This window comes from Pseudomonas sp. MS01C9 (genome assembly GCF_058202755.1).
Genome location: NZ_CM177073.1, coordinates 2,631,455 through 2,642,154 on the forward strand (window position 1 = coordinate 2,631,455; position 10,700 = coordinate 2,642,154).

Consider the following 10,700-nt stretch of genomic DNA (forward strand, 5'->3'; position numbering starts at 1 on the left):
CGCTTGAGTGGTAAGGCCTAACTCCTGTGGGAGCGAGCTTGCTCGCGATAGCGGTGGGTCGGTCGGCACGGATGTGCCTGGCCGAGCGCAATCGCGAGCAAGCGCGCTTCCACAGAGGGGCAGTTGGATATGGCGTGTTCTTTTCAGGCCGCCGAGCGCTGGTTGCGCATCGCCACGGGCCCGGCGCGCTCTTCGATGGCCCGCTTCAGGTCACCGCGAAGCCCCAGCAGGAAACCTGCTTCCACCACCACGAACAACGGCCCCACGATCAGGCCGGAGAGATCGTCGACGAATGCCGGCTTGCGGCCTTCGTAATAGTGGCCGACGAACTGGATCACCCAGCCCAGCACAAACATGCCCAGGCCGCTGGCCAGCCATACAGGAGTGCTTTGCATGGCCAGGATCTGGCCCAGCCATACGGCCAGGCCCAGCAGTACGGTCATCAGCGCACCCAGGCGCAACTCCAGCCGCAGATAGAACCAGGCGCTGGCCGCCGCTACCAGGAGGGCCGGCGACAGCATGAGCGCACCCAACGACCAGCCCGGCCGCGACAGCAGCACGGCGACGGCGACGAAGATCAGCGGAATGCCAACAAAGTGAGTGGCGATATTGCGAGGATCGCGGTGATAGGTGGCGTATTGACTGAGATGATCGACGAGGCTTTTCATTGTTGTTCCTCCTGTGGTGATGCCTGCATGATGCATCAGGTCTTGCACGACGCTCTGTCAGTTAGCCGACACTTGTCCCGGAGTTTCCATGAATTCGCATCCCTGGCACTTACCGCTGATGGCCGGCCACTGGTACAGCCACTTGCCCGTTGAGTTACAGAGTAGCCTGCTGGACATGGCCCGCGAGCGCCGCCTGCTGCCAGGCCATCGGCTGTTCAAGCGCGGCGATCCGCCGTGCGGCCTGTATGCCGTGCTGGAAGGCGCGGTACGGGTAGGCGCGGTGAACGAGCAGGGCAAGGAGGCACTGTTGAGTGTGATCGAGGCGCCCCACTGGTTCGGGGAAATCTGCCTGTTCGACGGCCAGCCGCGGACCCATGACGCCGTGTGTGTCGGCCCGTGCACCCTGCTGCACCTGCCCCAGGCGGCACTGTTGGCGTTGCTGCAGGCGCAACCGGTCTACTGGCGGCATCTTGCGCTGTTGATGAGCCACAAGCTGCGCCTCACGTTCATCAACCTGGAGCACCTGAGCCTGATGCCCGCCCCGGCTCGCCTGGCTCATCGCCTGCTGCTGATCGCCGAAGGCTACGGCGAGACCGACGCGGTGCGCCAGGTCCTGCAACTGCCCCAGGAGCAGCTGGCACTGATGGTATCGCTGTCGCGCCAGACCACCAACCAGATCCTCAAGGACCTGCAGAGCCAGGGCATTCTTCACCTGGGCTATGGCGAGATCGAGATTCTCGACATCGAGGGTTTGCGGGCCCTGACCAGGACCTGAACGACGGCAGTTCGAGGCGCACGCATCCGGTTCAGCGCAGCCCCTCGCGAAACTGCCCCGGGGTCATGCCGGTCCAGCGCTTGAAGGCGCGGCTGAAGCTGCTGGCATCGGCAAAGCCCAGCAGGTAGCCGACTTCGCTCAGCGAGCACTGGGGATCGCGCAAGTGCAGCAGCGCCAGGTTCTCCCGGCATTCGTTGAGCAAGGCATCGAAGCGACAGCCTTCGTCGGCCAGGTGTCGTTGCAGGCTGCGCAGGCTCAGGTGCATGGTCTGGGCGATGCGTTCGGCGCTGGGTTCGCCTTCGGGTAACTGGGCCTCGATAGCGGCCCGCACCTTGCGTTCCCAGGTCAGTGGCTGGAGCTGGGCGAGGGTGCGCTTGAGTACCGTTTCGTTGTGTTCGGCCAATTCCGGGTTGGCGTCGTCCAGGTGCCTGTCGAAGTCGACGAGGCTGAACTCCAGGCAATCCTGCGCGGCGGCGAAATGCACCGGCGAGCGGAACACCTTGTGCCAGGGCTCGGGGTCCGCCGGCTCCGGCCGCCGTAGGTAGACTGCCAACGGCGCATAGTCGCGGCCCAGCCGGTTGCGACAGGTGCGCACATAGATCGCGGCGAATGCATCGAGGGCTTCGAAGGCCGGGGCCGGATGGTCCTGGGGCGTGTCGAGGCTGAAGCGGTAGCGGTCTTCACAGCGACGCAATTGCAGCGTCAGCGCGTCGCTGACCACCGGGTGGTAGCGCACGATCCGCTCGAACACTTCCCGCAGGCTGCCGCTGGCCACCAGGGCGTAACCCAGTGCGTGGAACGTGGTGGGACTGACGAAGCGCGATACCCGCAGGCCGATGGCCGGATCGCCGCTGGCCTTTACGGCCAGGGTCCACAGGCGACTGGTGCCCGAGAGCGGGTAGCGGGCGTTCGGGTCGTCCATCAATTGTGGGTCGAGGCCGGCCTCCAGGCACAGGGCGTGGCTGTCCAGCCCCAGCGCATCGAGCTGTTTGCGCAGGGCCCGGGTCCAGCTGGCAAGGGTGGTCGGTTCAGTCATGACAATTGGCGCTTGCGGTCAACAGGTTGGCGTCTACGGCTACTACCCTGTGGAACAACGCCCGTCAGGATGAGCACATCGTTATCAGAGGATGTAAGCCATGCACGGCACTTGCGCAAGTCCCGACCGATTGAATGCACAACAACGCGCCGCCCATATCCGCCAGGTCGTGCTGGCCCGGGGCGATGAGTTACGCCAGCGTTATCCGATCCTGCGGCATCAGGATGCGATGGGAGCTGGCATCCTGGCGTTCGCCCTGGCGGGGATGATCGGATCGGCGCTGCTCTATATCAACGGGCATCTGGCCGGCTGGGCGTGCTTGCTGCTCAACGCCTTTTTCGCCTCCCTGACCCATGAGCTGGAGCATGACCTGATCCACAGCATGTATTTTCGCAAGCAACGCCTGCCCCATAACCTGATGATGGGGCTGGTCTGGCTGGCGCGGCCGAGCACCATCAACCCGTGGATCCGCCGCCACCTGCACCTCAATCACCACAAGGTATCCGGCAGCGAAGCCGACCTGGAAGAGCGGGCCATCACCAACGGCGAGCCCTGGGGGCTGGCGAGGCTGCTGATGGTGGGGGACAACGTCATGTCGGCGTTCATCCGCCTGCTTCGGGCCAGGACCTGGGCCCACAGGCGCAGCATTCTCAAGCGCACGCTGAAGGTGTACTTCCCGCTGGCGTTGCTGCACTGGGGCGCCTGGTATGTGTTCCTCGGTTTTCATGGGGCCAACGGCGTCGCGAGCCTGATGGGTACGTCGATCGATTGGTCGGCGACCACGTTGTCGGTCATGCACGTGATCGACATCGCCGCGGTGGTGATCATCGGCCCGAATGTATTGCGTACCTTTTGCCTGCACTTCATCAGCTCGAACATGCACTACTACGGCGACATCGAGCCAGGCAATGTCATCCAGCAGACCCAGGTGCTCAATCCCTGGTGGTTGTGGCCGTTGCAAGCTTTCTGCTTCAACTTCGGCAGTAGTCACGGGATCCATCATTTCGTGGTGAAGGAGCCGTTCTACATTCGCCAACTGACGGTGCCGGTGGCTCACCAGGTGATGCGGGAGATGGGCGTGCGGTTCAATGACGTTGGCACGTTCGGGCGGGCGAATCGGTTCGTGCGCCAGGAGGGTGTGGTGCGGGAGGAAGGCAAGGCCGTTCGGGTTTGAGGTGCACAATTTCAGGGATGGAAAACAACCCGTGGCGAGGGACTTTACCCCCGCTGGGCCGCGCAGCGGCCCCAAAAAGGTTGAGTGCAATCAGGCCTGACACCACGAGGCGGCAGTCAAAGGGCTGCTGCGCAGCCCAGCGGGGATAAATCCCCCCGCCACAGGGGGGGCGTGGGTGACCTGAAGAATGAGTCAGAACTGATAACTCACCGTAGCCGCCACGTTGCGTTCTTCGCCCATGTAGCAGTAACTCAAGCTGGCGCAGGAGGCCACGTAGGTTTCGTTGGTCAGGTTGTTGGCGTTCAGGCGAACGTCCATGCCCTTCAAGCCGACCTTGCCCAGGTCATACCCCACCGAAGCATCGAACAGCGTGTAGGAGGGCACTTTCATGGTGTTCTCCGCATCGGCCCAGCTGTAGCCGACATATCGCACGCCACCGCCCAGTCGCAGGCCATCGAGGGCGCCGCTGTCGAATCTGTAGTCGGCCCACACCGATGCCATGTGGCGCGGGGCCTGGGTCGGTGAGTTGCCTTTGTTTTCGATGATGTCGGTGGGGGTACTCAGGGTGCTGACCATTGATTTGGAGTATTCGATATCGGTGAAGGTGTAGCTGCCCAGCAGCTTGAGCTGCTCGGTCAACTGCAGGTGCGCTTCCAGTTCCAGGCCCTGGGAGCGCACGGCACCCACGGCGCGGTAGAAGTTCTCCTGGGGCAGCTTGGTCGCCAGGTTTTCCTGGTCGATGCGGAACAGCGACGCCGTGTACAAGTCATCCGTGCCCGGTGGCTGGTACTTCAAGCCCAGTTCCCATTGCTTGCCATCGGTGGGTGGCAGTGGATTGCCGGCGCTGTCGGCGTAGGAGTTGGGGTTGAACGACTCGGAATAGCTGATGTACGGCGCCAGGCCGTTGTCGAACAAGTACAAGGCGCCGGCGCGACCGGTGAGCTTGGTGCGCTTGTCGTTGATTTCGGTGCCTTGCGGGCGACCGGATTCGGCGATGCGGTTTTCATCCGAGGTCTCGACCCAGTCCTGGCGCAGGCCTAGAGAGAAGCGCCATTTGTCCATTTCCACCAGATCTTGCAGGTAGACGCCAGTCTGCTCCAGGCGCCGCAGATAGCTGGTGGGGCTGGAGTAGGTGATGGTCGAGTTGCCGTAGACCGGATCGAAGGCGTTGATCGGCGCCAGGCTGCCGCTGGTCCAGTCCACCACAGTCTTGCGCCGCTGGTAGTCGGCGCCCATCAGCACGGTGTGTTTGGTCGCGCCGGTGAAGAATTCGGCTTGCAGCATGTTATCGACGATGAAGGCGTGGAGCTTTTCTTCGGCGCCGGTGTAATAGCGATTGAGCTCGTTGCTGGTGGGCGTCGTCCAGCCGTAGGCATAGACCTGGTCGTTCTTGACCTCCGAATCCAGGTAGCGGAAGTTCTGCCGGGCGGTGAAGACATCATTGAAACGGTGCTCGAACTGGTAGCCGAACGATTGCTGGTCACGCTCATAGCGATCGACCCCCGGTTCGCCCTCGAAGAAGTTCTCGGAAATCCGTCGGCCGTTGCGCTGGTGCAGGGTACCGTCGGCCGGCATGCCGCCATGGTAGCCGCCGTCGGGGTCATGTTGCAGGTAGGCCTGGAGGGTCAGCGAGGTGTCTTCGGTGAAGTCGATGCTCACGGTGGGCGCGAGGGCGAAGCGCTTTTCCTTGTTATGGTCGAACTGGGTGTCGGACGTGTCCGCCAGGCCGATCAGGCGATAGGCGATGCGCTTGTCGTCGTCCACCGGGCCGGTGAAGTCGAAGCCCATGCCGCGCTGGCCCTGGGTGCCGACCGTCGCCTGGATCTGGTGATAGGCCTCGTACAAGGGCTTCTTGCTGGTGAGCGCCACCAGTCCGCCAGGAGAACTGCGACCGTAGAGCACCGAGGACGGTCCCTTGAGGATATCGACCCGCTCCAGGAAATACGGATCGATCTGGATCGAACTGTAGGTGCCGCTGTCGCCCATGGACTTGAGGCCGTCGAGGTAGATGTTGTCCACCGAGCCATCGTTGAAGCCGCGCATCGCCACGTAGTCGTAGCGGTGGGTGGCGCCGTAGGGGTTGGTCAATACGCCTGGGGTATAACGCATGGCCTGTGACACGGTCTGTGCACCCTGGTCGTCCATCTGCTCGCGGGTGACCACCGATACGCTTTGGGAGGTTTCCCGCAGGGCGGTACTGGTCTTGGTGGCGACCTGGCTGTGGGTGGCGTTGTAGCCCTCCATGCTGCCCAGGGCATTACCCAGGGCAAAGCCCTTGATATCGGTGGTGGGCAGCGCCAAGGTGCTGACCTCGGCCTCGGTCTGCAGGACATAACTGCTGCCGTCCTGGCTGACGGCAACCAGTCCTGAACCGCTGAGCAGATGGCTCAGGGCCTGGTCTGCCGAATATTCGCCTTGCAGGCCAGGGGACTGCACGCCACGGGTCTGCTCCGGGGTACTGGCCAGGGTGATGCCCGCCTGGCGCGCGAACTGGTTCAACACATCGCTGAGGGGGCCGGCGGGAATGTTGTAGCTCTGGCGGCTGGTGCTGACGCTGTCGGCGGCGACCGCCAGCATCGGCGCGACGCCGGCACTCAGCGCCGTGGTCAGTAGCGCGGCGCGGATGGCCTGGCGCAGCAGGCCGGTGTCCGAGGAGCCGCCAAAGAGGGTCTTGAAGTGTACGCGCTCAGTCATTTACAGGTTTCCGTTGGAGTCGCTGAAGGCAGAAAAGCGTTGCTTACCTTCCTAGCCGGACAGCCGCCCAAAACCCGCCAAAAAATCAGGCAGGGCGTTCCACCGTGACCCACCAGCGGGTCCGATAACGTATCTGCACCCCGAGCGTGCGAGGCAGGACGGCCAGCAGCCTGTCGGTGTCCTCCAGGCGGAAGACGCCGGACAGCCGCAAGTCGGCGATCGATGCGGCGCATGTGAGGTAGCCCCGGCGGTAGCGTCCTACTTCGTTGAGAAAGTCCTCCAGGCGCATGTTGCGGGTGACGATCAATCCATCCGCCCATGCACCAGCGTCCATGTCCAGCGGCGGTGCCACGGTCGCCGTGGAGGCGGAAACGAGATAGTGCTGCCCGGCATTCACCTGGATCGGCGCGCCATCGCTGCCAGTGTGGGAACGGATCACCACCCGGCCACTGCTGACACTCAGGCGCGTGCAATCGCTGTCCTGGCGCACGATGAAGCGTCCCTCCTGGCCTTCGAACAATCCCTGTCGGCTTCGTACCAGCAACGGTCGCGCCGGATCGCGCCCGCAGGTGACCATGATTTCACCGCGGGCCAGGGTGATCAGGCGTTGCTGCGAGGTGTAATCCAGATCGGCGGCGCTGTGGGTGTTGAGTTCGAGCCGTGTTCCGTCCGGCAACTGGAAGCCTCGGCGTTCGCCGGTGGCGGTTGCGAAATCGGCGGTCCATGGCTGCCCGCCCAGGTCTTTGCCCAACCACGCGGCGCAGCCCACCAGTGCCACGCCAGAAAGCAGTTTCAAGGCCTGCCTGCGGTCGAGTCGCCGGGCGCTGTTCTCCAGGGTTTCGAGGGCGATGTGGGCGCCGGGCACGGCTCGCAGGTTCGAGGTCAGTTCGCTGTGCAGCGATTGCACCCGCTGCCAGGCCAGTTCGTGTTCGGGATGGACAGCGCGCCAGACCTCGCACTGTTGACGCAGGCTCGGATGAGCGGCGTGGTTGCGCAGGCGCAGCACCCAATTGATCGCTTGCCTGACCACTTGCTGCGAGGGTCCGTTGCGGCGGCCCATGGGGTCAGTGGTCATAGCGCAACACGTAGCAGTGATACAGCGCATCGGCGACATAACGTTCCACCGAGCGCAGGGAAATGCCCATGTGTTCGGCGATCTGCTTGTAGGTCAGGCCTTCGCATTGGGCCAGCAGGAAGGCCCGGCGCACCTTTGGCTTCAGGCCTTCGAGCATCCTGGCGATGGCCTCCAGCAGTTCCAGGATCAGGGCCTGGGCTTCGGCGCCAGGGACTTCGGCTTCCGGCAGATGGGCTATTGTTTCGAGGTATGCCCGCTCGATCTCTTCCCGCCGCCAGTGGTCGATGACCAGGCCTTGGGCAATGGTACGCAAAAAGGCACGCGGGGCCTTGAGTTCCAGGCGCTCGGTGCGCTGCAGCAGGCGCACGAACGTATCCTGGGCCAGGTCCGCCGCATCCGCGGCGTTGCCGAGCCGATTGCGCAACCAGGTATGAAGCCAGCCGTGATGGTTGATGTAGAGCGCCTGCACTGCAAACTCGGGAGATGACATGAACGCGACGCCCTGGGTGTCACAAATGATAATAGGTCGCATTGTCATCAGCGTCCGGAGAATTTGCAACCACCGTTCGACTGTCGCGGCCTTCCGTCGCCCAGTTTTTTAAAGTCCTAATTTTTTTCCCGAACTTGCCGACAGAGGAATATGCGTGCACCAAAATGGAGCGGGGTTCCCTCCCGCCCGCGCTGTCACATGGAATGTTGCAACCCGGAATGCACCCCCACTCTCTGCAGAAGAAGTCCTCATCGATGAATCTAAAGTTCAGCCATAAGATCCTGCTGGCCGCCTCTGGTGTAGTAGTGTTGGCTTTCGCCCTGTTCACCCTCTACAACGATTATCTGCAGCGCAACACCATCGGCCGCAGTCTCGAATCGTCCATCGAGCAATCCGGCGAGTTGACGGCCAGCAGCGTCCAGAACTGGATGAGCGGCCGGGTGCTGGTGCTGGAAAACCTGGCGCAGAACATCGCCCATCAAGGCGTCAGTGCCGACCTGCCGGGGCTTGTGGACCAGCCGGCGCTGACCTCCAATTTCCAGTTCACCTACGTGGGCCAGGCCAACGGTGTGTTCACCCAGCGCCCCGACGCGAAGATGCCCGACGGCTACGACCCGCGCCAGCGTCCCTGGTACAAACAGGCGGTCGCCGCCGACCGCACCATGCTGACCCCGCCCTATATGGCCGCGGTCGGCGGCCTGGTGGTCACCATTGCCCTGCCGGTGAAACGCAACGGCGAGCTGCTGGGCGTGGTGGGCGGTGACCTGAGCCTGGAAACCCTGGTGAGAATCATCAACTCGGTGGATTTCGGCGGCATCGGGCATGCCTTCCTGGTCAGCGGCGACGGTCAGGTCATCGTCAGTCCGGACAAGGACCAGGTGATGAAGAACCTCAAGGACATCTACCCCGGCACGCCGGTGCGCATCGAGAAAGGCATCCAGGAAGTGGAACTGAACGGACAGGACCGGATCCTCTCGTTCACACAGGTGGCGGGCCTGCCGAATGCGCAGTGGTACATCGGCCTGTCGATCGATGAGGACAAGGCCTATGCACCGCTGAGCCAGTTCCGTACCTCGGCGCTGATTGCGATGTTCGTCGCGGTGGCGGCCATTGCGCTGCTGCTGAGCCTGTTGATCCAGGTGCTGATGCGCCCGCTCACCACCATGGGACGCGCCATGCAGGACATCGCCCAGGGCGAAGGCGACCTGACCCGGCGCCTGGTGGTGCAGAGCAAGGACGAGTTCGGTGAGCTGGGCAGCTCGTTCAACCAGTTCGTGGAACGTATCCACGCCTCGATCGCTGAAGTCTCCTCCGCTACCCGGCAGGTGCACGACTTGTCGCAGCGGGTGATGACTTCGTCCAACGCGTCGATCATAGGTTCGGATGAGCAGAGTGCCCGCACCAACAGCGTGGCGGCGGCCATCAATCAGTTGGGGGCCGCGACCCAGGAAATCGCTCGCAACGCCGCCGATGCCTCGCAGCATGCCAGCGGTGCCAGCGAACAGGCTGAAGACGGCCGCCAGGTGGTGGAAAAAACCATCCAGGCGATGTCCGAACTGTCGGAGAAAATCAGCCTCTCCTGCACCCAGATCGAAACGCTGAACGCCAGCACCGACAACATCGGGCACATCCTGGATGTGATCAAGGGCATCTCCCAGCAGACCAACCTGCTGGCCCTGAACGCCGCCATCGAAGCAGCCCGTGCCGGCGAAGCCGGGCGCGGTTTCGCGGTGGTGGCCGATGAGGTGCGCAACCTGGCGCACCGCACCCAGGAGTCGGCGGAAGAGATCCACAAGATGATCACCTCCCTGCAGGTGGGTTCCCGTGAAGCGGTGACCACGATGAACGCCAGCCAGGCATCCAGCGCTGAAAGCGTGGAGGTCGCCAACCAGGCCGGCCTGCGGCTGGTCAGCGTGACGCAGCGCATCGGCGAAATCGACGGCATGAACCAGTCGGTCGCCGCCGCGACCGAAGAGCAGAGCGCCGTGGTGGAAACTCTCAACATGGACGTCAGCCAGATCAACCTGCTGAACCAGCAAAGCGTGGCCAATCTCAATGAGACCCTCAAGGATTGCGATGCCTTGTCCCAGCAGGCCAACCGCCTGAAGCAACTGGTGGACAGCTTCAAGATCTGACCCAGTCGCCGGGCCACCGCCATCGCGAGCAAGCTCGCACCCCAAGGGGATTGGCGGTGAGCCTGGATCTTGAGCTCGCTGCGACTCAATGCGAAAGCTTGCTCGCGATGACGTCGGTACAGCGGGCATCACCGCCGACTGCATCACCACCTTCGCGAGCAAGGGGCTGGTGCTTACGTGAACATTCCCTGCACATTGCCCATCGCCTCATCGGCGAAGCCCTGCAGGAAGTCCCTGAAGCCCGAGGGCGAATGGGCGTCGGTGTGGTCGGCGATGATGGTCCAGGTGGCGCGACAGCGCTTCGGCGCCAAGGGCTCGACCTGCATCGATGCCCACAGGTTATCGATGCCCAGGGTGTTGTAGACCAGTGTCCAGGTCATGTGCATGGCCTGATCGTCGCGGCTGTTGAGCTGCTCCACCACCAGGTTCTGCCCATCGGCGAAGAATTTCTTGCGCAGGGACCTCACGCCCTCGCCGGTCATTTCGATGCGCGCAAGCGCCGGGATGAATCGGTTGAAGCCACCGAAATCACCCACCAGTTCCCAGACGCGGGCCGCATCGTCGGCGACCTCCACCGAGGTTTCGACGTGGCAGGCCCGGGGGTTCCTGATCAGGGTGTCGGGTTGGAATGTCTTCATGGTCTTGCTCCTTTT

General features: G+C 63.2%; 9 protein-coding genes. 3 read left to right on the top strand and 6 right to left on the bottom strand.

What is annotated here, in order from left to right; translation table 11 throughout:
• Positions 1-143: 143 nt before the first annotated feature.
• Complete coding sequence (locus AC1M7R_RS12150) at positions 144-668, bottom strand: Mpo1 family 2-hydroxy fatty acid dioxygenase (RefSeq protein ID WP_072398978.1); 525 nt, start codon at positions 666-668, stop codon at positions 144-146.
• An 88-nt stretch (positions 669-756) separates the two neighbouring features.
• Here AC1M7R_RS12150 and AC1M7R_RS12155 point away from each other — a divergent pair, with 88 nt between their 5' ends.
• A complete protein-coding gene (locus AC1M7R_RS12155) occupies positions 757-1,443 on the top strand; it encodes a Crp/Fnr family transcriptional regulator (RefSeq protein WP_072398979.1) in 687 nt (228 codons plus the stop codon).
• Between the two features lie 31 nt (positions 1,444-1,474).
• Here AC1M7R_RS12155 and AC1M7R_RS12160 read toward each other — a convergent pair whose 3' ends face one another.
• Positions 1,475-2,479 carry an AraC family transcriptional regulator gene (locus tag AC1M7R_RS12160; protein ID WP_072398980.1) on the bottom strand — a complete coding sequence of 335 codons (1,005 nt, stop codon included), beginning with the start codon at positions 2,477-2,479 and terminating at the stop codon, positions 1,475-1,477.
• Between the two features lie 100 nt (positions 2,480-2,579).
• On the opposite strand from AC1M7R_RS12160, the gene AC1M7R_RS12165 reads away from it, so the two are divergent.
• A complete protein-coding gene (locus tag AC1M7R_RS12165) occupies positions 2,580-3,653 on the top strand; it encodes a fatty acid desaturase (protein ID WP_072398981.1) in 1,074 nt (357 codons plus the stop codon).
• Between the two features lie 192 nt (positions 3,654-3,845).
• On the opposite strand, the gene AC1M7R_RS12170 is transcribed toward AC1M7R_RS12165, so the two are convergent.
• The 3 genes from AC1M7R_RS12170 to AC1M7R_RS12180 form a co-directional block, all read right to left on the bottom strand.
• Positions 3,846-6,347: a TonB-dependent siderophore receptor gene (locus AC1M7R_RS12170; RefSeq protein WP_490610428.1), complete on the bottom strand. Its 2,502-nt coding sequence runs from the start codon at positions 6,345-6,347 to the stop codon at positions 3,846-3,848.
• Positions 6,348-6,432: 85 nt separating this feature from the next.
• Positions 6,433-7,422, bottom strand: coding sequence for a FecR domain-containing protein (locus AC1M7R_RS12175; protein WP_072459586.1), 990 nt, complete (start codon positions 7,420-7,422; stop codon positions 6,433-6,435).
• Complete coding sequence (locus tag AC1M7R_RS12180; RefSeq protein WP_072398984.1) at positions 7,412-7,912, bottom strand: sigma-70 family RNA polymerase sigma factor; 501 nt, start codon at positions 7,910-7,912, stop codon at positions 7,412-7,414. The genes AC1M7R_RS12175 and AC1M7R_RS12180 overlap by 11 nt, the downstream gene beginning before the upstream one ends.
• A gap of 254 nt (positions 7,913-8,166) precedes the next feature.
• Between AC1M7R_RS12180 and AC1M7R_RS12185 the strand changes: the two genes are divergently transcribed.
• On the top strand, positions 8,167-10,047 hold the full coding sequence (locus AC1M7R_RS12185) for a methyl-accepting chemotaxis protein (RefSeq protein ID WP_072398985.1): 1,881 nt from the start codon (positions 8,167-8,169) through the stop codon (positions 10,045-10,047).
• 173 nt (positions 10,048-10,220) lie between these two features.
• Here AC1M7R_RS12185 and AC1M7R_RS12190 read toward each other — a convergent pair whose 3' ends face one another.
• Positions 10,221-10,685, bottom strand: coding sequence for an SRPBCC family protein (locus AC1M7R_RS12190; RefSeq protein ID WP_092182094.1), 465 nt, complete (start codon positions 10,683-10,685; stop codon positions 10,221-10,223).
• Between the last annotated feature and the right edge of the window lie 15 nt (positions 10,686-10,700).

Coding starts and splice junctions, on each gene's coding strand:
- AC1M7R_RS12170 (WP_490610428.1), bottom strand. CDS start 6,347: ATGACTGAGCGCGTACACTTCAAGACCCTCTTTGGCGGCTCCTCGGAC.
- AC1M7R_RS12190 (WP_092182094.1), bottom strand. CDS start 10,685: ATGAAGACATTCCAACCCGACACCCTGATCAGGAACCCCCGGGCCTGC.
- AC1M7R_RS12165 (WP_072398981.1), top strand. CDS start 2,580: ATGCACGGCACTTGCGCAAGTCCCGACCGATTGAATGCACAACAACGC.
- AC1M7R_RS12180 (WP_072398984.1), bottom strand. CDS start 7,912: ATGTCATCTCCCGAGTTTGCAGTGCAGGCGCTCTACATCAACCATCAC.
- AC1M7R_RS12175 (WP_072459586.1), bottom strand. CDS start 7,422: ATGACCACTGACCCCATGGGCCGCCGCAACGGACCCTCGCAGCAAGTG.
- AC1M7R_RS12160 (WP_072398980.1), bottom strand. CDS start 2,479: ATGACTGAACCGACCACCCTTGCCAGCTGGACCCGGGCCCTGCGCAAA.
- AC1M7R_RS12185 (WP_072398985.1), top strand. CDS start 8,167: ATGAATCTAAAGTTCAGCCATAAGATCCTGCTGGCCGCCTCTGGTGTA.
- AC1M7R_RS12150 (WP_072398978.1), bottom strand. CDS start 668: ATGAAAAGCCTCGTCGATCATCTCAGTCAATACGCCACCTATCACCGC.
- AC1M7R_RS12155 (WP_072398979.1), top strand. CDS start 757: ATGAATTCGCATCCCTGGCACTTACCGCTGATGGCCGGCCACTGGTAC.